Origin of the sequence: Oceanobacillus saliphilus (genome assembly GCF_023522835.1) — a bacterium.
Classification (GTDB): domain Bacteria; phylum Bacillota; class Bacilli; order Bacillales; family Amphibacillaceae; genus Oceanobacillus; species Oceanobacillus saliphilus.
Window position 1 is genome coordinate 206,072 of record NZ_JALCZU010000005.1, and the last position, 24,443, is coordinate 230,514.

Here is a 24,443-nt window from a genome sequence, read left to right on the forward strand (position 1 = left end):
CGTTTACATAGTAAGTTACCAATAGAATGGGTGAATAACAATGAAATGGTCAGAAATCTGTATTCATACAACAAACGAAGCAATAGAACCAATCTCCAATATTCTGCATGAAACAGGCGCTAGCGGTCTCGTCATTGAAGATCCACTGGATTTGGTTAAAGTTCGAGAAAATGTTTTTGGAGAAATATATGATTTGGATCCGAATGAATACCCTGAAGAAGGCGTACGAATAAAAGCTTACCTTCCTATCAATAGCTTTTTAGGCGAGACAGTTGAGGAAATTAAACAGGCGATTAATAACTTATTGATTTACGATATCGATCTTGGCAGAAACCAAGTATCTTTAAGTGAAATTAATGAAGAAGAATGGGCAACAGCCTGGAAGAAATATTACAAACCAGTTAAAATTTCCAAGAAGATCACCATTACACCTACATGGGAAGATTATTCTCCAGTATCCAGCGATGAAATAATTATTGAGCTGGATCCAGGTATGGCCTTTGGTACTGGAACACACCCTACAACAGTTCTAAGTATACAGGCATTAGAAGAATATTTAACTGATGATGATCTTGTTATTGATGTTGGCTGCGGCTCGGGTGTACTAAGCATTGCTGCTGCTAGACTAGGAGCAAAGAAAGTTTATGCCTATGATCTTGACGAAATAGCTGTCAATAGTACGAAGCTAAATGCAAAAGTTAATAAGCTGGATAACAAAATTATCGTAAAACAAAATAATCTGCTTAATAATGTAAATATGAAAGCAATTGTTATTGTATCCAATATTCTAGCTGAAATTATCGTCCGATTTGTTGATGAGGCCTGGGATAACCTGGTGGATGGCGGATTGTTTATTACTTCTGGGATCATTCAGAATAAAAGGCAGCTCGTTAAAGATAAACTTGAAGGGCAAGGTTTTGAAATTATTGCGGTTAACGAGATGGAAGATTGGATTTCAATTGTTGCCAGGAAAAGTTAAAAAGTCGCAATTATAAACATGAAGTGGGTGTGTGGATTGCAAAGATATTTTATATCTTCTTCCAATTTTAGCGATAATGAAGTAATAATCACAGGGGATGATGTACATCACATCACCCGTGTAATGAGAAATCATATAGGTGACAAAATCATTTGCAATAATGACGAGGGAAAGGCTGCTTTATGCCGTATATCGCTAATTGCTGATAATACGGTAACAGCAGAGATTGAAGCGTGGCTTGTGGAGTCCGTTGAACAGCCTGTTAACATTACAATTGCTCAAGGAATTCCTAAAGGTGATAAATTCGAATTGATTTTACAAAAAGGGACAGAACTTGGAGCTACGTGTTTTATTCCATACCAGGCTGCTAGGTCTGTTTCGCTTTGGGATGATAAGAAGCAAGCAAAAAAGATGAAACGCTTCGAGAAAATCGTTAAAGAAGCAAGTGAACAAAGCCATAGAAATAAAGTACCTACTATAAAAAAAGCGATGAATCTGAATGCGTTACTAAATGAAAGCAAGAACTATGATGTAGCTATCTTTGCTTATGAGGAACAAGCAAAAGTTGCTCATTATCAATCATTCGGTAGAATTATAAATGAGCTTTTGCCAAATCAGAATCTCCTAGTATGTATAGGACCTGAGGGCGGATTTTCAGAGAATGAAGCCGATTTACTGAAAGAAAGTGGATTTCATCCTGTCCGTCTCGGCCCCAGAATTTTGAGGACAGAAACAGCTGCATTATATGTGTTAGCAAGCATTTCCTATCATTTTGAAGAATTGAGGTGTGATGAATGCCAACAGTAGCATTTCATACATTAGGCTGTAAGGTTAATCACTACGAAACGGAGGGTATATGGCGGATGTTCATGGACAATGGATATGAACGAGTTGACTTCGACCATGATTCAGATGTTTATGTCATTAACACATGTACCGTTACTAATTCCGGTGATAAAAAAAGCAGACAAGTAATCAGACGGGCCATCCGTAAAAATCCGGATGCAGTTATTTGTGTTACCGGATGTTATGCACAAACATCTCCAGGTGAAATTATGGAGATTCCAGGTGTAGATGTAGTTGTAGGTACGCAGGATCGTAAAAACATATTCAACTATATTGATGAACATAAGCATACCAAGGAACCAATTAATGGTGTTTCCAATATTATGAAAAATCGTGTGTTTGAAGAAATGAATGTTCCTGTCTTTACTGATCGTACACGTGCATCTTTAAAAATACAGGAAGGATGCAATAACTTTTGCACATTCTGTATTATTCCATGGTCTCGTGGTCTTCTTCGTTCTAGAGAACCTGAAAATGTAATCAAACAAGCTCATAAGCTGGTTGAAGCAGGTTATAAAGAACTTGTACTCACAGGCATTCATACTGCCGGTTATGGAGAAGATCTGAAGGATTATAATTTTGCCATGCTTCTAAGAGAACTGGAAGAGGTAGAAGGGCTCGAACGTATTCGAATCTCATCCATAGAAGCTAGTCAAATCACAGATGAAGTAATTGAGGTTCTGGACAATTCGAAAAAGATTGTAAGACATTTGCATATTCCACTGCAAGCAGGTTCCGATAACGTATTGACAAGAATGAGAAGAAAGTACTCAACGAGTTTCTACAAGGAAAAAGTGGATAAAATTAGAAAGGCCTTACCAGGTCTCGCAATTACTTCAGATGTAATCGTTGGTTTCCCAGGTGAAACGGAAGAAGAATTCATGGAAACATATAACTTTATTAGAGAAATTGGCTACTCTGAATTGCATGTATTCCCATTCTCACGCCGAACAGGTACACCTGCCGCAAGAATGGAGAACCAAGTAGAAGATGAAGTAAAAGAAAACCGGGTACATCGACTAATAGCTTTATCGGATCAGTTGGCCAAAGAATATGCTTCACAGTATGAAAACGAAGTACTTGAGGTTATACCCGAAGAACGGATCGTTGATGAGAATCATCCCGAGCGGCTTGTTGGCTATACGGACAATTATATGAAAGTTCAATTTGAAGGAACAGCAGATATGATTGGTAAAATTGTTCGCGTGAAAATAACTCAATCAGGTTATCCCTATAACGAAGGCCGTTTTGTGAGAATCATGGATAATGCTTCTCATGCAGGTGAAAAGGTTCATTTATAATAGCTCTGTAGAGAGGAAGATTTAAATGCGTATTGAATTGGCTAAATATATTGATCATACACAACTAAAGCCCGAAACGACCAAAGAAAAAATAAAGCAAATTGTGGATGAGGCAAAAGAATATGAATTTGCTTCTGTTTGCGTAAATCCACATTGGGTCTCATATTGCTATGAACAATTGAAAGAGACTTCGGTGAAAGTATGCACCGTAATCGGTTTTCCATTAGGAGCAACCTCGACTGCGACGAAAGCATTCGAGACGAAACAGGCAATTAAAGATGGTGCAGAAGAAGTTGATATGGTTATCAATGTAGGAGAATTAAAATCGGGTAATGACGATTTTGTTAAAGCCGATATTCAAGCGGTAGTGGATGCAGCAAAAGGCCATGCCCTTACAAAGGTTATCATTGAGACTTCACTACTTTCAAATGAGGAAAAAGAACGTGCTTGTAAACTTGCTAAAGAAGCAGGTGCGGATTATGTGAAAACTTCTACCGGATTTTCAGGTGGAGGAGCCACAATAGAAGATATAAAATTAATGCGTAAAACGGTTGGCCCGGATATGGGTGTGAAAGCTTCTGGAGGAGTTCGTGACCTTGAAACAACAAAGGCGATGATTGAAGCTGGAGCTACCCGCATTGGTGCAAGTGCTGGTATAGATATCGTAAATGGAAATAAAGGCTCATCTGATTATTAATATTTTCACCAAAACATGTATTGCACATCATAATTGGAATGCATATTATAATAAATAATCGTTGACCTCTTTAAAGGAATATATTATACTTTAACAAGGCATGAAAAGGTAATATATGTCTGTATAAATTGGTTTTGTGCTTCGGAGGGAGGGAAATTAGCATGTCAAATACAACTCGCGTTCGTAAAAACGAGTCTCTTGAGGATGCTCTTCGTCGCTTTAAACGCAGTGTGTCAAAAAGTGGTACACTACAGGAATATCGCAAGCGTGAACACTACGAAAAACCTAGTGTTAAACGTAAGAAGAAATCTGAAGCTGCTAGAAAGCGTAAATTCTAAAGAGGGTGCAAGCGTATGACGTTACTTGATCGTCTGAATCAAGATATGAAGCAAGCGATGAAGAACAAAGATAAAGAAGCCCTGAGCGTTATTCGCATGGTAAAAGCTTCCATACAAAATGAACTGATTAAACTTGGTAAAGATACGCTGTCTGAGGACGAAGATTTAACCATTCTATCCAGAGAAGTTAAACAAAGGAAAGATTCCCTCCAGGAATTTAAAGCTGCTGGACGTGAAGATCTCGTTGAAAAACTTGAAAATGAACTGGTAATCGTACAAAGATACTTACCAGAGCAGCTATCAGAAGACGAACTATCAATAATTATTCAGTCAACAATTCAGGAAGTTAATGCTACATCTATCAAAGATATGGGTAAAGTGATGGGTGCTTTAATGCCTAAAGTAAAAGGCAAAGCAGATGGCTCTCAAATAAAAAAAGCAGTGCAACAACAATTACAATAAGAAATATAAAAGACTCCAGTCAACTTTGACTGGAGTCTTTTACTATAGTGAGGAGACTATTTGTTTTTTGATAGCAATCCAGTATAACGATTTTTCTTATATGGCTGCTTATTTCTATAATTATTTTCTGTAGAAAGGTAGTCATCGTTTCTCAAGTAGCCGTGATTATGGTAGTATTTAATTATGACGATGCTCCTTTTAAAAAATAATGAAACCAATTACATACCTCTTTCGTATAAGTATGTAACAGGCTGAAGGAGGTGAATCACTTTGTCGGTAAAACGGGTTAGCCTATACATAGTGATAATTGCTGCTATTTTTCTTACATTATTCACTTTTTCGGATGATATTGGTGCTGAAACCAATGCTGAACAAGGTGGAGGTAAAACCGTTTACGTCATACCGATTGAAAGAGAAGTGGAACGGGGACTGGAAGCGTTTTTAACTCGTACGACACGGGAAGCAGTTGAAGCAGGTGCTGATCACATTATCTTTGAAATAGATACACCTGGAGGCAGAGTGGACTCAGCTGGTCAAATAGGTTCTTTGATTCAAAGCCTGAATGTACCAACTACAGCGTACATTGTAAATGAAGCATTGTCTGCAGGGTCTTATATCGCCTTATTTTCAGATACAATTTACTTTAAGCCTCATGCCACAATGGGTGCAAGTGGAATTATCAACTCCGATGGGACTGCTGCAGATGAAAAGGCACAATCTGCCTGGCTAGCCCAGATGCGCAGCGCTGCAGAGTCAACGGGAAGGGACCCATTGTATGCAGCCGCTATGGCAGATAACAGTATTGACTTACCCGAATATGGCGCACCCGAAGGTAAATTTCTGACTCTTGGTCCTTCAGATGCACTAGAGGTTGGTTACTCGGATGGGACTGTGAATGACCGTGTTGAACTTTTATATCAACTTGGACTATCAGAGGCCACAGTGGTCGAAGCAGAAGCCTCTTTTGCTGAGGAAATTGCGAGATTTTTAACCAATCCCATCGTAATTCCAATCCTCCTTTCGGTTGCGAGTCTTGGGCTTATCGTTGAACTATATTCACCGGGGTTTGGAGTACCGGGTATTATGGGATTGGTCTCCCTGCTTTTATTCTTTTACGGCCATATTGTGGCGGGCCTTGCAGGAATGGAAGCCATTTTGTTACTTCTTCTTGGAATTGGTTTGATTGTGGCAGAGCTCTTTGTTCCTGGTGGCATTCTCGGTTTGCTTGGCATTGGAGCAATTATAGGTTCTTTATTCCTAGCTGGATACGATTTGGGACATATGTCCATGAGTATTGGCATTGCCTTTCTCGTAACAGTGGTGGCAGCAGTCATTCTATTTAGAAGAATTGGTATGGATAAGGGTATTTTTCGGCACATTATTCTTAAGGAACGTACCATGACGGAACAGGGGTATGTATCTTCTGTCAACCGTTTGGAACTTCTAGGTTTGGAAGGTGTATCAGTGACTCCTTTAAGACCATCTGGCATCGGCTTATTCGATTATGAACGGATAGACGTTGTGTCAGAAGGCGGCTTTATCGATAAGGATAAAATGATTAAAGTTGTTAAAGTAGAAGGAGCTCGTATTGTAGTAAGAGAAATAAAATTATAAATGAAAATAGGAGGATTTTAAATGACATTAACAGAACTTATGCCGCTTATTATCATAGCGGTCATATTAATTGCAGTAGCAATATTGTTTACATTTGTACCAGTTGCGCTATGGATTAGCGCCCTCGCAGCCGGTGTAAGAGTAAGTATCTTCACTCTGATTGGGATGAGGTTACGTCGCGTTGTGCCAAGCCGTGTAATTAATCCACTGATTAAAGCACATAAAGCTGGATTGAATGTTAAGACAAATCAATTGGAGAGCCATTACTTGGCAGGTGGTAATGTGGACAGAGTTGTAAATGCATTGATTGCAGCTCATCGAGCAAATATCGAACTTCCATTTGAGCGTGGCGCAGCCATTGACTTGGCAGGTCGTAATGTATTGGAAGCAGTGCAAATGAGTGTTAACCCGAAAGTAATCGAAACCCCATTTATCGCTGGTATTGCTATGAATGGTATTGAAGTTAAAGCACTGGCGAGAATTACAGTACGTGCCAATATTGACCGACTTGTCGGTGGTGCTGGTGAAGAAACGATCATTGCGCGTGTAGGTGAAGGTGTCGTTAGTACGATTGGTAGCTCTGAGTCGCATTCTAGAGTACTCGAGAATCCGGATACCATCTCACAAACTGTACTAAGTAAAGGTCTTGATTCAGGTACAGCGTTTGAAATTCTATCGATTGATATTGCTGATGTTGATATCGGTAAAAACATCGGTGCGATTCTGCAAACTGACCAGGCGGAAGCAGATAAAAACATTGCACAGGCAAAAGCCGAAGAACGTCGTGCAATGGCAGTGGCCCAAGAACAGGAAATGGTTGCACGCGTACAGGAAATGCGTGCAAAAGTTGTGGAAGCAGAGGCGGATGTACCTCTTGCTCTTGCAGAAGCTTTACGTAGCGGAAAAATGGGAGTAATGGATTACATGAATTATCAAAACATTGGTGCTGACACTGAAATGCGTGACACCATTGGTAAATTGACCAAAGACAGCAAGGAAGATGATCAAAAATAATGATGATTAACTTGCACAAAGGAGGGATCTGATGGACTGGATTTTTGATAATCTCTTTATTATCATCATTATTGTTTCTGCACTGCTGGGATTTTTTAGAAGAAGTAATAATGAACAGGAGACACAAGAGGAAAAGAAAAAACCAGTTCCTCCAAAGACTGCCAGGGTTCCTAATGTTCCGCCGGAAAGAAGGCCACAGCCAAGAGCAGAGCGCCAGATTTATCGTGAAAATAGTAGGAAACCAGCTGTCTCAACAGCATCCATCGAGGAACAGCAGAAAGCCCAACTGGAAAGACTGGCGAGTAAATATACTACAATTACAGATTCCATCGAAGATCTTACAAGTCAATCTTCCGGTGGAAGCATTCTGATAGAACCAAAGAAAGTCTCGGAAGTAAGAAAAGAATATCTTAAAAAACAACTAGTCAGCAATTTTGAAGCCAAAGGGCTAGTGAATGGTATTATCATGTCCGAGTTATTGGGATCACCAAGGGCAAAGAAACCGTACAAATCAGTAATACAGGATCGTACAAGATAATATAGTAAAGCCATTCATGCTAAGGTGTTACTTAGCATGAATGGCTTTTTTTATGGACTGTGTACTAGATTACTTCGATTAAATAATGACCAATTGGTTTTATCAGTTAAGTTACCATTCCTTTCTTATCCATCCATTTGCATGTTTCCTCTTCCAATTATAAAGGGGGTAAAATCACCAATTCTGTTCTTATATTCTTTTTTCATTCATAAATATCTATGTGAGGGGGGATCATCATTGGGTAAATGGCAACAACGTTTTCGTTCCTTATTAACTGAACAATTCTCTCTTCCTTCTGATGTTATTCTTGAAATGCCAAGAATAACCATTATTGGGCATATCCATTTTTATATTGAAAATCATCAGGGATTGGCAACCTATTCCGAAAACGAACTCAAATTAAAAGTAAACAAAGGGTATGTTCAAATAAAAGGTTCCTCATTTGTATTAAAAATGATGTTACCAAAAGAGATATTACTTGAAGGTACTATTTCAGAAGTGAAGTTTTTGATGAATTGAGCCTATATTAAGGGGGTTGCTATGAAGAAGTTTAGGAATGGATCTGACAACATTGCAGGATATGTAACTATCTTAGTCAAAGGCACCGCTCCAGAGTTGTTTTTCCAAAAGTGTGCAAGTGAAGGGATCAGAGTTTGGGATGTAAAAAAAAACGATAAAGAATCATGTGAAGGTAATATAAGACTCTCCGACATAAAAAAAATGAAAACGATAAGAAGAAAAACGATATACAAAGTTTCTTTTATCGGAAGAAACGGTTATCCATTCTTAATAAGCCGTTTTTTTAGAAAGAAACCGTTAGTTATCGGATTAATTTTCAGTTTTCTGTTATTTCTATTGCTCTCCAACATTATTTGGGAAGTAAAAATTACAGGTGTACCAAAAGATATTGAAGAAAAAATAGACAAGCAGCTAACCAGTTATGGTGTTCACCCGGGTGCGTGGCTGTTCTCACTGAAAACACCAACTGAAATCCAGCAGAAATTAATTGAGGATATCCCTGAACTTCTGTGGGCCGGGGTGGATCAAAAGGGGACAACCTTCTATCTAGAAGGTGTGGAAAAAATAATTGTTCAGGAAGCAGACCCTAAACAACCAAGAAATCTTGTTGCTTCTAAAAAGGGTGTTATCACTAAAATGTATGTATCCAAAGGAACTCCGATGGTTAAAGTGAATGATTACGTTGAACCTGGTGATATACTTGTATCAGGTTCCCTTCAGAATATAGAAGAGAGTAATTCAGAAGAAAAGGATGAAGAAGAAAAACAGGTAGTTGAACACATTGCAGCAGAGGCGGAAATTACTGCAAATACATGGTATGAGGTATCTCTAACTGTACCACTTGAATATAATTATGAACAACTTACAGGAAACGTTGAAAAGAAATTTTATTTGAAGACAGGGAACTTCCAACTCCCGATTTGGGGCTTCAAAGAGCCTCCTTACGAGGATATTCATAGGGAAATCACGGAAAATAAACTTAATTTCCTGAAATGGGAACTCCCTGTCTCCATTATTGAAACGGTTTTAAGCGAAAAACAATATATAGCAGAGGAGCGGACAAAAGAAGAAGCGATTGAAGCAGGTATTGAGCAAGCGGTTATTAAATTAAAGCAAGAATTGGGACCAGACGCAAAAATATTGTCAGAAAAAGTTTTGCATGAAACTATAGAGCGTGGTAAAGTTAAATTAAGCTTATATGTTTCAGTGGAAGAAAATATAGTAAAGCTTGCACCAATAAATCAAGGAGATTGATTATGTCAGGTATCCTAACCGAAATTGATTTGCAATTAACAGGTACGAATGAAGCACTTGCTTTATTCGGTACGAATGATAAGTATCTCAAGCAGCTCGAATCCCAGTTGGATGTTTCCATTGTAACCAGAGGTGAAGTGGTAAATGTCTCTGGAACTGAAGAAGCCATCACACTGGTACAAGAAATTCTACTTACTTTGTTAGCTGTTATTAGAAAAGGCCAAACCATTTCTGAAAGAGACGTTGTATACGCTGTGGATTTGGCGAAAAAAGGTAAAATAAAACAATTGGAAACACTCTTTGAAGACGAAATAACTAAAAATGTCAAAGGAAAATCTATCCGGGTAAAAACCCTTGGACAAAAGAGCTACATGAATGCTATTAAGTCCAATGATCTTGTCTTTGGAATAGGACCTGCTGGTACGGGTAAGACGTATTTGGCAGTAGTCATGGCAGTCCACGCTTTAAAGAATGGCATGGTTAAGCGCATTATTCTTACCAGACCAGCAGTTGAAGCTGGAGAAAGTCTCGGTTTTCTTCCAGGGGACCTAAAGGAAAAAGTCGATCCCTATTTGCGTCCATTATACGATGCATTACATGATGTTCTAGGGGTGGAGCATACGTTGCGCCTGATTGAACGTGAAACTATCGAAATAGCTCCGTTGGCATATATGAGGGGAAGAACGCTAGATGATGCATTCGTCATTTTGGATGAGGCGCAGAACACGACACCGGCTCAAATGAAAATGTTTCTGACTCGGCTCGGATTTGGTTCAAAAATGGTTATTACCGGGGATATTACCCAAATAGATCTGCCCAAGGGCGTAAAATCCGGGTTGAATGTCGCACAGGATCTATTGAACACAGTTGAGGGAGTATCCTTCATCCACTTAAATCAGACAGATGTAGTAAGGCATCCATTGGTTCAAAAGATTATCGCAGCATACGAAACTGACAAGTAATAGACCAAAAAGATGTAAGACCCTGAAAGAGCGGGTCTTATTTCTTTAGCCAATAAGGCATTCATTATAGTTGGCGATTGCTAAAGTTTCTAATAACTGTTTCATACAGTGGGGTGATACGAATGATTGACAGATTTAAAAAAATCATAGAATCGAAAAAGGATAAGCATAGATGGATTTTTATCCTGTTACCAGTATCTATATTAGCTGTCTTCTTCTTTTTAATTACATTGAATAATGTACATACAGAAACGTATGATATAGAGCGTTTTACAAATGCAAATACGACAATTCGATCACCAATTACTATAGAAAATGAAAAGGAAACAGACCGTAAAACAAGAGAAACTGTCCAATCCGTGCAGGACAGGTATGATATCTCGAATGAAATAACAAGTGAACAAATCAGTTTCATAGAAGAGATATTTGATGCGATCATTAAAATGGAAGAACAGTCTTTATCAAGCGATGAGTCAGATGTCGACGTACAGCTCACTGATCAGGAAAAAGTGATGAACTTGAGAAAAGTCCTGTCTGATGAGATTAATCATTCTATTGACGACAGAACACTCCTTGCATTATTAAATTTTTCACCGGAAGATTTGGAAGAAGCAAGAGATATATTCATAACCTCTTTGGAGGAGACATTGAGCAATGGGGTCAGGACAGAAAACCTGCAGACTGCTGAAACAAATGTAAGGCAAACTATCGATTATTCGCACCTAGATGAGTCGTTGAAAGAACCGTTACATGAGCTTGTAGGATTTGCTGTGACTGAAAATTCCTTCTTTGATTACGAAAAGACCTCAGAAGCTCGAAAAGAGGCTGCAGCTAGTGTAGATCCAGCAATTATAAGGGCTGGGGAAGTGATTGTCAGAGAAGGACAGCCAATCACAAATGAAGTATATGAAGAGCTGGAGCTTGTCGGACTTTTGGACGAAGAAAGAAATATATTTCCTTTACTCGGACTTGCTCTTTTAATCGTCTTAATTTGCACATTAATAGGATTTGAGATGTATCGGACAGCGATAGAGAATGAATGGAATTATGGTAAAATTATTGCTATTTTTCTAATCAGTATAATCGTAGTTTCATTGATGAAGATTGTAAGTCTATATACGAACCAGTCAAATCAGCTTTTCTTTGTCACACCAATTGCTACTGGTGTGCTACTTGTGAAAATATTAATAAACGAAAAACTTGCAATTGTACTAGCTGCATTGTACTCCATTCTCGGAAGTGTCATTTTTAATGGGCAAATAGCAGGTGAATTGAATGTTGAGGCAGGTATCTACTTCCTTGTCTCACAACTGACAGCCATTATCTTTTTGATGAACATGAAAGACAGACTGGCAATTTTAAAAGGTGGAGCAGGGATAGCGATTGTAAATATTGTAACTGTTTTATTATTTCTATTTCTATCCTTTGAAAAATATTCGTGGGTGGACCTATTTATTTATTCAAGTTTCGGTCCTGCTTCCGCATTCCTGGCAACGGTACTGACAATTGGCTTGCTTCCTTTTTTTGAAACAGTTCTTGGTATCCTTTCAGACGTAAAATTGCTGCAGCTTTCAAACCCGAATCAACCTTTAATGAAAAAGCTTTTAACTGAAGCTCCAGGTACATATCATCATTCCGTAATGGTGGCAAACATCAGTGAAACCGCGTGTGAAGCAATAGGTGCGAATGGCCTATTGGCACGTGTCGGTTCCTATTATCACGATATCGGTAAAGCGGTTCGGCCGCATTATTTCATTGAGAATCAGATTTCTATGCGAAATCCGCATGATTTTATAGATCCCTTGGACAGTGCAAAAATTATCATAAGTCATCCATATGATGGAGCAGATATGCTTAAAAATCAGAAACTGCCAAAAGAGATTATTGACATTGCAAAGCAACACCATGGAACATCCTTATTGACGTTTTTCTATTATAAAGAAAAAGAGAAAGATGAAAAAGTAAAGGAATCTGACTTCAGATATCCTGGTCCGAAACCGCAAACGAAGGAAGCCGCCATCATATGTATTTGCGATTCGGTTGAAGCAGCAGTACGTTCGTTGAAGGAGCCGACGGAGGAAAAAATTGAAGCGATTGTTACATCCATTATTAAGGATAAAGTCGCTGATGGACAATTGGATGAAAGTCCTTTAACATTAAAGGAGCTAAATATCATCCAGAGTACGATATGTGAATCTCTTAAAGGGATTTTTCATTCAAGAATACAATATCCAATGAAGGAGGCTAATTGAATGTATATTGACTTTCATGATAAGACGAATTCCGTACCGACAGATTATATTGATTTGATTCAGCGGGTGCTTACTTTTGCTGCCGAAAAAGAGGGCGTACCGAATGAGGCGGAAATGTCCGTTAATTTTGTTGATAACAAAGAGATTCAGGAACTGAACCGTAATTATCGACAAAAGGACTCTCCTACAGATGTCATTTCATTTGCCATGCAGGAATCAATAGAAGGTGAACTGGAGATTATTGGGGAGGATCTGCCCTTGACGCTTGGAGATATTGTCATTTCTGTTGATAAAGCAAAAAGTCAGGCCGTAGAATACAATCATACCTATGAAAGAGAACTTACATTTTTATCTGTTCATGGCTTTCTTCATTTAATAGGGTATGACCATATGAACAAAACCGATGAAGAAAAAATGTTTAAAAGACAAGAAGAAATTCTGGGTGAGTACGGAATTGAAAGATAAACGTAAACGTAGACATATTGGATTTACCTATGCCTGGAATGGTATAAAGGAGATTATTAAAACCGAACGTAATTTCCGGATACATTTAGCAGCAGCGATCGTGACAATTGCTACAGGACTCTATTTTAGACTTACGAATATCGAATGGGCAATTATCGTGCTGACAATTGGGCTTGTACTTATGGCAGAGGTAACCAATAGTACCATAGAAAAAATGATTGATTACCTAAGGCCAGAAATACATCCCAGCGCTAAAGTGATTAAAGATATTGCGGCAGCTGCTGTTTTAATTACTGCGATTGTTGCAGTAATCATAGGGCTGCTTATCTTTCTTCCAAAATTGGATAGCCTAATTTAAAAGTCCTTTTAATAAGGGCTTTTTTAGCCTCCAATAGAAAATTGCAAATTGCAATACTGTACATGAAACAACCTTGTGATTCGACTTATTTAGCCAAAAATCAAAATGTCTAAGAAGGGCAACGCTTTGTTACCCTTTGATCTCAGGCACTATCAATGGAAAGTAGTTTTTTGTTTGATATTTTAATAAATGTGGTACTTTAGAAAAAAAGATATTCTTTTTAAAGGTTTTGTCGATTAAGTGAAAGCGCGCATTATTTGTAGTATTATATAAAATATAAAAGAAAACGTCTCGGAGGACACAACATGAATACAAATACTAATTTCAAATCTGGGTTTATTACAATCATTGGAAGACCAAATGTCGGAAAATCAACATTCATGAATCGGGTTATTGGGCAAAAAATAGCAATTATGAGTGATAAGGCTCAGACGACTAGAAATAAAATACAGGGAGTTCTCACAACAGACGATGCACAAATGGTCTTTATTGATACTCCGGGAATTCACAAGCCTAAGCACCGTCTTGGTGATTTTATGGTGAATGTTGCAGAGAATACGCTAAATGAGGTAGACGCCGTCCTATTTATGATTAATGCTAAAGAGGGATATGGAAGAGGGGATCAATATATCATGGATCTCCTGCAGAAGGTGAAGAGCCCGGTCTTTCTCATCATTAATAAAATCGATCTCATCCATCCTGATGAGCTGTTCCAGTTGATTGTACAATACAAGGACAAATATAATTTTGAAGAAATTATTCCTATCTCTGCGCTTGAAGGGAATAATGTAAATCATTTGGTGGACGTCCTAAAAGGTCATTTAGAAGAAGGTCCCCAATACTATCCTGCAGATCAGGTAACCGATCACCCGGAGCGATTCGTAATCTCTGAGCTGATAAGGGAAAAAGTACTGCATTTGACGAAAGAAGAAGTACCTCATTCAATTGCTGTAGTAATTGAAAACATAGAAAAGAGAGAAAATGAAAAATTGCTGATTCAAGCAATCATTGTGACGGAAAGAAGTACGCAAAAAGGGATTTTAATTGGCAAACAGGGAAGTATGCTAAAAAATATTGGTAGGAATGCCCGCAAAGATATCGAAGCACTGCTGGGTTCCAAAGTGTATCTAGAGCTATGGATAAAGGTAAAGAAGGATTGGAGAAATAAGCAAAGTCAGCTGCATGAACTCGGATTTCGCGATGATGAATATTAGAGTTGGTAATTTTTAATACTTATGATTTTCAGCATATAAGCCACTCTAATTAGTAAGTTACATTTTCACGTAAATTAAAGAAAGGTGGGGTTTCTTGTGATCGACCTAACTTGGAAAGTATTTAGTCAGACAGGAAACATTGAAACCTATTTATTAATGAAAGAGTTGGAAAATGCAACGTTTAATCAAGAGTATGGTAAAGTTGATACAGAAGAGCTCTCTTCATTGGATGCAAAATTATAGTAATTAGACGTTCATCTTGGAATGGGGAAGAAAGGTGAAACGGTTTTGTTGGAAAAAATTGATGGTATCATTATCAAAACGCAGGATTATGGTGAAACACATAAAATTGTAACGATATTAAGTAAAAAAATCGGTAAATTTACTGCACTGGCCAGAGGAGCAAAAAAGACGAATAGCAGAATGGCTGCAGTGACGCAGCCATTCATATATGCTCAGTTTTTTGTCTATTTGAATAGCGGGCTCAGTACAATACAGCAGGGAGAAATCATTGATTCTTTCCGTACTGTCAGGGAAGATATTATAAAGACTTCATATGCAGCATATATCACGGAACTAACAGATAAACTGGTTGATTCTAAAATACCGGAACCTTTCCTGTTTGATCAATTCCATAAGACTCTGTCCTGGATTGCAGAAAACGAAGATGCAGATATTCCAATTATTATGTACGAACTAAAGCTCTTTGAAAAAGGCGGGTTTGCTCCAACCGTTCTGCACTGCACGAATTGTAGAAATCAGAATCCTCCATATGCGTTTTCCATTTCGGAAGGTGGATTACTGTGTACATCATGCCAATATATGGATCATCATTCAATTCCACTCTCTAACTCTTTGGCAAAACTGCTACATATTTTTTCAACTGTTGGTCTAGAGCGAGTCGGATCAATTTCTGTAAAACCAGAAAACAAAACCTTACTGAGACAGATACTGAATACGTATTATGATCAATATGGGGGTTTTTATTTAAAATCAAGGAAGTTTTTGGAACAGCTGGATAAATTTAAGTAGATGTTCGTTGACATATGTTCGAAGATGCAGTATTATTTTTACATATTTCAATATCGAATAATCTGTTGTGAAGATGGAGAAGAGTACCAGTAAACCTCTGTTTAAAGCGAGTCCGGGGCAGTGTAAGCCGGGTAATCAGAAATACTGGGAAGGGAACTCCGGAGCAATCATTATAAAGTGGCTCTGTATAATGAGCAAGTAGGGTGGAACCGCGGTAAAAACCGTCCCTATGTCTATCTTTAGGTAGACATAGGGACGGTTTTTTTTATTTCAGGCTAGAAGAATTTATGTCCAAGTTTATATCGACTCTGATGAATATAAAATAACAAGACTTACGAAATAAGCCTTCGTGTATTACAAAAATGGTTATAAAGGAGAGCATTTAATGAATATCCAGGAAATGATTTTAACACTTCAAAAACACTGGTCAGAACAAAACTGTATTCTCATGCAAGCATATGACACAGAAAAAGGTGCTGGGACAATGTCACCAATGACATTACTTCGCAGCCTCGGACCGGAACCTTGGAATGTTGCTTATGTAGAACCATCTAGACGTCCGGCAGATGGGCGATATGGAGAAAATCCAAACAGGCTATATCAGCATCATCAATTTCAGGTTATTATGAAGCCGTCTCCTGACAATATCCAGAAACTGTATTTGGAATCCCTCATTAAACTTGGGATAGACCCACTGGCACATGATATTCGTTTCGTGGAAGACAACTGGGAAAATCCTACCTTAGGTGCAGCAGGACTAGGTTGGGAAGTTTGGCTAGATGGGATGGAAATAACACAATTTACCTACTTCCAGCAAATTGGTGGGCTTGAAGCGAGCCCGGTTACAGTGGAAATCACCTATGGTATCGAACGGCTTGCATCTTACATTCAAGACAAGGAAAATGTGTTTGATTTGGAATGGAATAACGGGGTAACTGTCAGAGATATATTTTATCAGCCTGAATTGGAGCATTCGAAATATACGTTTGAAGAATCGAATACAGAAATGCTTTTTCAATTGTTCACGATGTATGAGCAAGAAGCAAGAACTACAATGGAAAAAGGTCTGGTTTTTCCTGCATATGACTATGTATTGAAATGTTCGCATACATTTAACCTGCTCGATGCAAAAGGTGTTATTTCAGTAACTGAACGTACAGGTTACATTTCGCGTATACGCAACCTTGCAAGGAGCATCGCAAAAACATATGTCGCAGAAAGAGAGAAGCTTGGATTTCCAATGCTTCAAAAGGAGGGTAAATAATGGCTAAAGACGTATTAGTTGAGATTGGCGTTGAAGAGTTGCCTGCAAGATTCATTGATGATGCAGAAAAGCAGCTATTAGAGAAAACGACTACATGGTTGAAAGAGCTAAGAATCTCATATGATTCCATAACATCATACTCCACCCCTAGACGTTTAGCTGTTCTGATTAAAAAGATGGCTGAATCTCAAACTACAATTGAAGAAGAAGTAAAAGGTCCTGCAGAGAAAATCGCCAAAGATGAAAATGGCGAATGGTCAAAAGCTGCTGTGGGTTTTACGAGAGGTCAGGGAAAAACACCAGATGACATATACACGCAAGAGATAAATGGTACTTCCTATATCTTTGTAAAAAAACATATAGAAGGAAAAGCTGTTTTGGAACTGCTTCCTGAGTTTAAAGATATAATCGTATCCATTCAGTTTGGCAAGAACATGAGATGGGGGGAAGAAACACTTCGCTATGCTCGACCGATCCGTTGGTTGGTCGCTTTATACGGAAATGCTATCATCCCATTTGAAATTACCGGTGTCCAAACCGGAAACAAAACATATGGCCATCGTTTTCTTGGAGAAGAAATTATTTTAAATGAACCATCTCAATATGAAACTTCTCTGGCCGAAAATTATGTCATTGTAAGTGCCGATGAACGTGAACAATTGATATTAAAAGGAATTCATGAGCTGGAAACGCAAAATGGGTTCCAGATTCCTGTTGATCGAGAACTTCTGGCAGAAGTCAGGAATCTAATTGAGTATCCTACTGTATTTATGGGGACATTCGAAGATAAATTTCTTGAATTGCCTTCAGAAGTATTGATAACTTCGATGAAAGAACATCAACGATATTTTCCGGTAGTTTCAAAAGCAGGTCAATTAATGCCTCACTTCATTGGTGTCAGAAATGGGGACGACCATGAGCTTGCCACTGTAGCTAAAGGAAACGAAAAAGTACTCCGTGCAAGATTATCTGATGGGGAATTCTTCTTTGAAGAGGATCAGAAGCAGTCCATTTCGTTCTATCAGGAAAAGCTCAATCGTGTAGTTTTCCAGGAAAAGTTAGGTACAATCAGTGCTAAGGTTAAGCGTGTAACTGCAATCACTGAAAGTATCGCTGACTTGATCGGATTAGATGCAATGGAGAAGAAAAAAGCAATAAGAGCTGCTGAAATCAGTAAGTTTGATCTCATGACCAATATGGTAAATGAATTTACTGAACTCCAAGGAATCATTGGTGAGAAATATGCCATTAATTTTGGAGAAGATGCTACGGTTGCACAGGCAATCAGAGAACACTATTTACCAAAACAGGCAAACGGAGACCTTCCGGAGACAATTACCGGGTCTCTTGTAAGTATAGCGGATAAAATGGACACGATCGTCGGGTGCATTTCAATAGGTTTAATCCCAACTGGTTCCCAGGATCCCTACGGACTGCGTAGGCAGGCTACCGGAATATTACGGATTATGGAGAATAGAAAATGGGACCTTACACTGGAAGCAATTTTGGATGTCGTGCTTTCCTTATATCAAGCTACAGATATGGAACGCTTGAGCAGCGATAAAATAAAGAATGAACTTAACGAATTCTTTAAGTATCGGGCTACTTTCCTGCTCAAAGAAGTGAATATTGCCCAAGATGTCATTCACGCTGTGTTGCATGCTAAAATTGGAAGGTTTGACTATACGGTTTCCAAAGCAAAAATACTTGCTGATAGAAGGAACGATGAAACATTTAAACCCGTACAGGAAGCATTGACAAGAGTTTTGAATCTATCCGAGAAAGCGAAAGGCCAGGATACAGTTTCTTCTGAACGCTTTGTTACCGACACTGAAAAAGTATTATTCGATAAGTATGAAGCAGTCAAGGAAGATTTTTATGTTGCTAATCAGAACAAAGATGCAGAGAAAGCTTTGGCATGTTTAGGAGAACTGGCTGATCCAATCCATAAGTTCTTTGAAAATAACATGGTAATGGCTGATGATGAAACAATTCGTTCCAATCGTCTCGGTTTAATAAAAAGTCTGTCTATATTAATTGAAGACTTTGCAGATTTAAGGCTCGTAGAATGGAAACAGCAATTTTAAAAACGATTGAGTATGACACAGTTCCCCTTTTTGCTATATAATGTAGTATAATACTAAGAAATAGTATGGCATAATGATTTCAGGTGGTGAAAAGGTGGAATTATCCAAGAGACAGGAACAAATTATAGAAATAGTCAAAGGTAATGGTCCGATTACCGGTGAACATATAGCAGATCAACTAAATCTTACTCGGGCAACATTAAGACCCGATTTAGCAATTTTAACAATGGCGGGTTTTCTCGATGCGAGACCTCGTGTAGGCTATTTCTTTACAGGAAAAACTGGTTCTGAATTGCTGACTGAAAAAATTAGAAAATACAAGGTTCAGGAATTCCAGCAAATTCCCATTGTAGTAAAGGAAAGTGTGTCTGTCTATGATGCAATATCAACTATGTTTCTCGAGGACGTTGGTACGTTATTTGTTGTGGATGACAAATCATGTTTGACCGGTGTACTTTCCCGGAAAGATTTGTTGCGTGCGAGTATCGGACAGCAAGATTTGAATACTGTTCCAGTACACATCATAATGACACGGATGCCTAATATAACCGTTTGTCGCAGAGAGGATTTATTGATTGATGCAGCTCAGAAATTAATTACGAATCAAATTGACGGTCTGCCCGTAGTTAAAGATACAGAATTAGGTTTAGAGATAGTTGGAAGAATTACAAAAACAACAATGACTAGAGTGCTTGTGGAGATAACTACAGACGAACAGATATAAGCTTTGAAGTGTATCATTCAATTTAAATATATTTGGATAACCAAGGGATGGAGAGTGGTTTTACGATGACTACCGAACCAATTGTTTACGTATTATCTGATTCTGTCGGTGAAACTGCCGAGTTGGTAGTAAAGGCAGGACTTAGTCAATTTAAAAATGGTGAATACAACATTCAGCGCGTGCCATATGTAGAAGATAAAGAAACAATAGACGAGTTTCTTCATATTGCAAAAGAAAAAAACGGAATGATTGGCTTTACATTAGTCGACCCTGGATTAAGAAGCTATTTAAACGAGCAATCAATCGAAATGGGTGTAGAAGCCATTGATATTATGGGACCAACGATTGATGCCATGGAACGGCTATTCAATAAAAGACCCCGTCTTGAAGCGGGACTTGTTCACAAATTGGATGAGGAATACTTCAAAAAGATAGAAGCAATTGAATTTGCAGTAAAATATGATGATGGGAGGGACCCCCGTGGAATAGCACGAGCCGATATTATTTTAATTGGTGTCTCTCGCACATCCAAAACACCACTCTCACAATATCTAGCACATAAACGAATCAAAGTGGCCAATGTTCCAATCGTACCGGAAGTGGACCCACCTGAAGAGCTAATGGTAGTAGATCCATCAAGATGTATTGGTCTACGAATCACCGCAGATAAATTAAACAGTATTAGAAAAGAAAGACTGAAAGCACTCGGGCTTGGGGATCAGGCTACATATGCCAACATGGAGCGTATACAACAGGAACTCGAGTATTTTAATGAAATTGTAGATAAGATTGGATGCGAGGTTATAGATGTTTCCAACAAAGCAGTCGAAGAAACGGCAAATCTTATTCTGCGTATGATGCAAAAAAATTAACCGTTTAGTTGCAATTATACTTATTCGATAATAAGAAATAAGCATAAGACGTTCTGCTCCCTTAACGAGCAGAATGTTTTCTTTTGGCAAGTAAGGCATTCTCTAAAGGCTTAGGCAATTGCCACGTTTTCTAAAACGATAGAAATTTATAGATTTTTTCACCGTAAACGTGCAACGAAAGCTACTCACCAATCTTAATGTATCCCTTTGTCTTCAAACAAACAAAGCTAAGCTAAATTGATGGATATATTGAAAGAAATGTATTATAATTGATTTTTGTGTAAACATATACGTTTAAAAACATAATAAAAGGCAATTCTGAAAAATAAAACATTCATAACAAAGAAGGATTCCTGCATGTTTATGTAGAATTAAACCGTATAGCAATTTATTTTAAAATGCTTACTTTTATTAAATGGTTTATAATTTGGCTGCTGGAGGTACAATGATAACTAAATATCGACGAATCATAGCCTTCGTAGAATGACTTAACTTACAGAGGGTGATTTTTTTCGGGATTTGTGGAAAAAATGTCGAAACGTGAAGGATTTTTTATATTTATCACGAATATTAATATAGTATGGTGGTTACTATGGCCAATCAAATACCTGAAGAGGTTATCGAAGAAATAAGAAAGTCCAATGATATTGTGGATATTATTGGTGAATACGTTCAGTTGAAAAAGCAGGGTAGAAACTTTTTTGGTCTATGCCCATTCCATGGTGAAAAAACACCTTCCTTTTCAGTAACACAGGAGAAACAGATATTTCATTGTTTTGGATGTGGAAAAGGTGGGAATGTACTAACATTCATGATGGAAATGGAAAACTTTTCTTTTTATGAAGCAGTGAAATTTCTCGCTGACAAAAGCGGGGTAACATTACCTGAGGCAGGGATCAAAAAGGAATCTTCCATGTCTGAGGAAAGTCAAAGTATTTTATCTGCATATGACTGGTTAACTAAACTTTATCATCATTTAATCAGGTTTACAAAAGATGGAAAGGAAGGTTACCAGTATTTAAAAGACCGGGGAATTGAGAATGAAGCGATTGAAACTTTCCAATTGGGATTTGCGCCGAATGTAAAAGATTTTGTTGCAGAATTTCTCACCAAAAAAGGATTCCATCAACAGTTACTCGTTAAAGCTGGAATATTATCACAACAGAATGATAATGATGTTACGGACCGTTTCAGAGGTAGAGTCATTTTTCCAATCAGAAATCATATAGGTAAAACAGTCGCTTTTGGTGGCAGATCGATAGCAGATCAGGAACCGAAATATTTAAATAGTCCAGAAAGTGAACTGTTTCAAAAAGGAAAGTTATTATACAATTTTGATTTAGCTAAAAAAAATATCCGCAAAGAAAACGAAGCAATTCTGTTTGAAGGGTATATGGACGTTATTTCTGCATATCAGGCAGGTGTCAGGAATGTGATTGCAACGCTTGGGACTTCATTAACAGAGCCTCAGGCGAAGCTATTGAATCGGTACGTTGAAACTGTTGTCATTTGTTATGACGGCGATAGAGCCGGACTTGATGCAACCTATAAAGCTGCAAAATTATTACAGAAAGTCGGTTGCGGGGTAAAAGTCGCTAATCTTGATGTTGATATGGATCCGGACAGTTACATTCAAAAACATGGACCAGAAGCATTCAAGAATAAAGTAATAAAAGCAAGCGATACGTACATGAGTTTTTATATGCGGTACCTCAAAAAAGATTTCAACCTGAAAATTGAAGGAGATCGCCTAAAATATATAGAAACGATATTGAAAGAACTGACAATGATTGAGAGTTCCATTGAAAGGGAATATTATTTAAGGGAATTGAGCAATGAATATAGTATCTCATTCGAAACCTTAACGGCAGAAATGGATGAATACAGGCAAAAACGGGGAATACCTAAGGATAATCAGCAAAAGAACAGATATACTAATAAGACTAATATAACACATCGTAATAAAAAACTGTTACCTGCTTTTTATAATGCTGAGAAAAAACTTATCTCCTACATGCTTCAAGATTCTTACATTACAGATCGAGTTCAGGATGAAATAGGTGCAAGTTTTAGTGTGGACGATCACAAAATTATAGCCACTCATTTGTTCGCTTTTTATGAGGAAGGGCATTCCCCGGATATAAGTTTATTTATTGAAAGGCTGAATGATGACCGATTAAAGCAGCAGGTCGTTGAAATGGCAATGATGCCAGAAATGGGTGATATCAGTGAGAGAGAAATTAATGATTATATCCGCATTATACAAAATGAATCAAATGATTCCATAAATATAAATTCATTGAAGGAACAGCAGAAACTGGCTGAACAGCAGAATGATCCATTAAAGGCTGCACAGATTGCGATGCAAATCATCGAGATTCAAAAACATTCGAAAAATACGAATTAAATCTTTATTAAGACTGGAAGGAGGGGGACTCATGGACGAAAATAAGCCTTCGCAAATAAAAGATAGTGAGTTAACACTTGAACAGGCAAAGGAAAAATTGGTTGAAATGGGTAAGAAACGTGGTACATTAGCCTATGAAGAGGTGGCTGACCGTTTATCCAATTTTGAAATTGAATCCGACCAAATGGATGAATTTTATGAGTACCTGGAAGAACAAGGTGTGGACGTAATAGGTGAGTCGGAAGATGACCCCAATATGCAAAAAATTGCAAAGGAAGAAGAATTTAATCTTAATGATTTAAGTGTACCATTAGGCATTAAAATAAATGATCCCGTCAGAATGTATTTGAAAGAGATAGGGCGAGTGAATTTATTATCGGCTGCAGAGGAAATTGAATTGGCCTCTCGTATTGAAGAAGGGGATGAGGAAGCCAAACGTCGTCTTGCTGAGGCTAACTTGCGTCTCGTCGTAAGTATCGCTAAAAGATATGTTGGCCGTGGCATGCTTTTCCTTGATTTAATTCAGGAAGGGAATATGGGGCTCATCAAGGCAGTCGAAAAATTCGATTACCGTAAAGGATTTAAATTCAGTACGTATGCAACCTGGTGGATTAGGCAGGCAATAACCCGTGCCATTGCCGATCAGGCCAGAACAATCCGTATTCCTGTTCACATGGTGGAAACCATAAACAAACTTATTCGGGTACAGCGATCATTACTACAGGATCTTGGACGTGAACCTACACCAGAAGAAATCGGTGAAGAAATGGAATTAAGCCCAGAAAAAGTTCGGGATATTCTAAAGATAGCACAGGAGCCAGTCTCACTTGAAACCCCAATTGGAGAGGAAGATGATTCCCACCTCGGAGATTTCATTGAAGACCAGGAGGCTGTTTCGCCATCTGATCATGCTGCGTACGAGTTGCTTAAAGAACAGCTTGAAGATGTATTGGATACTCTTACAGATCGGGAAGAGAATGTATTGCGCCTTCGTTTTGGCCTCGATGATGGTCGAACAAGAACGCTTGAAGAAGTCGGAAAAGTATTTGGCGTTACGAGAGAACGTATCCGTCAAATTGAAGCAAAGGCACTTCGTAAACTGAGACATCCAAGTCGCAGTAAACGACTAAAAGACTTTTTGGATTGATAGATGGGTCATTATTCACATATATGTGAATAATGGCTTTCCCTATTATACTTTACTGAAGTAGCTTATAATCCATCCTGTATTGGGGTGAAACATA

The 24,443-nt window shown here is 38.1% G+C and carries 24 protein-coding genes and 1 other annotated feature; all 24 genes read left to right on the forward strand.

Going from position 1 to position 24,443, the window contains the following annotated elements; genetic code table 11:
* The first annotated feature begins 40 nt into the window (after positions 1–40).
* The 24 genes from prmA to rpoD all read left to right on the forward strand — a co-directional run bounded on the left by prmA (position 41) and on the right by rpoD (position 24,346).
* The gene (gene prmA, locus MN204_RS10630) at positions 41–979 is read left to right on the forward strand and encodes a 50S ribosomal protein L11 methyltransferase (RefSeq protein WP_249871053.1); all 939 of its coding nucleotides are present in this window, start codon (positions 41–43) and stop codon (positions 977–979) included.
* Positions 980–1,006: 27 nt separating this feature from the next.
* Positions 1,007–1,786 (forward strand): 16S rRNA (uracil(1498)-N(3))-methyltransferase, encoded by a 780-nt coding sequence (locus MN204_RS10635; RefSeq protein WP_438804703.1) that lies wholly within the window; start codon positions 1,007–1,009, stop codon positions 1,784–1,786.
* Positions 1,774–3,126, forward strand: a complete 1,353-nt coding sequence (mtaB, locus tag MN204_RS10640) for a tRNA (N(6)-L-threonylcarbamoyladenosine(37)-C(2))-methylthiotransferase MtaB (protein ID WP_249871055.1) — start codon at positions 1,774–1,776, stop codon at positions 3,124–3,126. The genes MN204_RS10635 and mtaB overlap by 13 nt, the downstream gene beginning before the upstream one ends.
* 25 nt (positions 3,127–3,151) lie before the next feature.
* Positions 3,152–3,823 carry a deoxyribose-phosphate aldolase gene (gene deoC, locus MN204_RS10645; protein WP_249871056.1) on the forward strand — a complete coding sequence of 224 codons (672 nt, stop codon included), beginning with the start codon at positions 3,152–3,154 and terminating at the stop codon, positions 3,821–3,823.
* Between the two features lie 161 nt (positions 3,824–3,984).
* Positions 3,985–4,161: a 30S ribosomal protein S21 gene (gene rpsU / locus MN204_RS10650; protein ID WP_010650937.1), complete on the forward strand. Its 177-nt coding sequence runs from the start codon at positions 3,985–3,987 to the stop codon at positions 4,159–4,161.
* Between the two features lie 15 nt (positions 4,162–4,176).
* The gene (locus MN204_RS10655; protein WP_249871057.1) at positions 4,177–4,623 is read left to right on the forward strand and encodes a GatB/YqeY domain-containing protein; all 447 of its coding nucleotides are present in this window, start codon (positions 4,177–4,179) and stop codon (positions 4,621–4,623) included.
* A gap of 270 nt (positions 4,624–4,893) precedes the next feature.
* Complete coding sequence (locus tag MN204_RS10660) at positions 4,894–6,237, forward strand: NfeD family protein (protein WP_306798666.1); 1,344 nt, start codon at positions 4,894–4,896, stop codon at positions 6,235–6,237.
* Between the two features lie 21 nt (positions 6,238–6,258).
* Entirely contained in the window at positions 6,259–7,251 is a 993-nt protein-coding gene (gene floA / locus MN204_RS10665; protein WP_249871058.1) for a flotillin-like protein FloA, read from the forward strand.
* 31 nt (positions 7,252–7,282) lie between these two features.
* A complete protein-coding gene (locus MN204_RS10670) occupies positions 7,283–7,789 on the forward strand; it encodes a YqfB family membrane protein (RefSeq protein ID WP_249871059.1) in 507 nt (168 codons plus the stop codon).
* A 237-nt stretch (positions 7,790–8,026) separates the two neighbouring features.
* A complete protein-coding gene (yqfC, locus tag MN204_RS10675; protein WP_249871060.1) occupies positions 8,027–8,308 on the forward strand; it encodes a sporulation protein YqfC in 282 nt (93 codons plus the stop codon).
* Between the two features lie 21 nt (positions 8,309–8,329).
* The gene (gene yqfD / locus MN204_RS10680; protein ID WP_249871061.1) at positions 8,330–9,562 is read left to right on the forward strand and encodes a sporulation protein YqfD; all 1,233 of its coding nucleotides are present in this window, start codon (positions 8,330–8,332) and stop codon (positions 9,560–9,562) included.
* Positions 9,563–9,564: 2 nt separating this feature from the next.
* The gene (locus MN204_RS10685; RefSeq protein WP_249871062.1) at positions 9,565–10,524 is read left to right on the forward strand and encodes a PhoH family protein; all 960 of its coding nucleotides are present in this window, start codon (positions 9,565–9,567) and stop codon (positions 10,522–10,524) included.
* Positions 10,525–10,646: 122 nt separating this feature from the next.
* The gene (locus MN204_RS10690) at positions 10,647–12,776 is read left to right on the forward strand and encodes an HD family phosphohydrolase (RefSeq protein ID WP_249871063.1); all 2,130 of its coding nucleotides are present in this window, start codon (positions 10,647–10,649) and stop codon (positions 12,774–12,776) included.
* The gene (ybeY, locus tag MN204_RS10695) at positions 12,777–13,241 is read left to right on the forward strand and encodes an rRNA maturation RNase YbeY (protein WP_249871064.1); all 465 of its coding nucleotides are present in this window, start codon (positions 12,777–12,779) and stop codon (positions 13,239–13,241) included.
* Positions 13,231–13,599 (forward strand): diacylglycerol kinase family protein, encoded by a 369-nt coding sequence (locus MN204_RS10700; protein ID WP_249871065.1) that lies wholly within the window; start codon positions 13,231–13,233, stop codon positions 13,597–13,599. Before ybeY ends, MN204_RS10700 begins: the two co-directional genes overlap by 11 nt.
* Before the next feature lie 305 nt (positions 13,600–13,904).
* Positions 13,905–14,813 (forward strand): GTPase Era, encoded by a 909-nt coding sequence (gene era, locus MN204_RS10705; RefSeq protein WP_249871066.1) that lies wholly within the window; start codon positions 13,905–13,907, stop codon positions 14,811–14,813.
* 96 nt (positions 14,814–14,909) lie between these two features.
* Positions 14,910–15,056, forward strand: coding sequence for a YqzL family protein (locus MN204_RS10710; protein WP_249871067.1), 147 nt, complete (start codon positions 14,910–14,912; stop codon positions 15,054–15,056).
* A 45-nt stretch (positions 15,057–15,101) separates the two neighbouring features.
* Positions 15,102–15,845, forward strand: a complete 744-nt coding sequence (gene recO / locus MN204_RS10715) for a DNA repair protein RecO (protein ID WP_249871068.1) — start codon at positions 15,102–15,104, stop codon at positions 15,843–15,845.
* A gap of 61 nt (positions 15,846–15,906) precedes the next feature.
* Positions 15,907–16,077, forward strand: a binding site (T-box leader).
* Positions 16,078–16,230: 153 nt separating this feature from the next.
* Positions 16,231–17,109: a glycine--tRNA ligase subunit alpha gene (gene glyQ / locus MN204_RS10720; protein ID WP_249871069.1), complete on the forward strand. Its 879-nt coding sequence runs from the start codon at positions 16,231–16,233 to the stop codon at positions 17,107–17,109.
* Positions 17,109–19,196, forward strand: a complete 2,088-nt coding sequence (gene glyS / locus MN204_RS10725; protein ID WP_249871070.1) for a glycine--tRNA ligase subunit beta — start codon at positions 17,109–17,111, stop codon at positions 19,194–19,196. The genes glyQ and glyS overlap by 1 nt, the downstream gene beginning before the upstream one ends.
* Positions 19,197–19,269: 73 nt before the next feature.
* Positions 19,270–19,920: a transcriptional regulator CcpN gene (gene ccpN / locus MN204_RS10730; RefSeq protein ID WP_249871071.1), complete on the forward strand. Its 651-nt coding sequence runs from the start codon at positions 19,270–19,272 to the stop codon at positions 19,918–19,920.
* A 65-nt stretch (positions 19,921–19,985) separates the two neighbouring features.
* The gene (locus MN204_RS10735; protein ID WP_249871072.1) at positions 19,986–20,792 is read left to right on the forward strand and encodes a pyruvate, water dikinase regulatory protein; all 807 of its coding nucleotides are present in this window, start codon (positions 19,986–19,988) and stop codon (positions 20,790–20,792) included.
* A 592-nt stretch (positions 20,793–21,384) separates the two neighbouring features.
* Positions 21,385–23,199 carry a DNA primase gene (gene dnaG / locus MN204_RS10740; protein WP_249871073.1) on the forward strand — a complete coding sequence of 605 codons (1,815 nt, stop codon included), beginning with the start codon at positions 21,385–21,387 and terminating at the stop codon, positions 23,197–23,199.
* Positions 23,200–23,230: 31 nt separating this feature from the next.
* Positions 23,231–24,346: an RNA polymerase sigma factor RpoD gene (rpoD, locus tag MN204_RS10745; RefSeq protein ID WP_249871074.1), complete on the forward strand. Its 1,116-nt coding sequence runs from the start codon at positions 23,231–23,233 to the stop codon at positions 24,344–24,346.
* Positions 24,347–24,443: the final 97 nt, after the last annotated feature.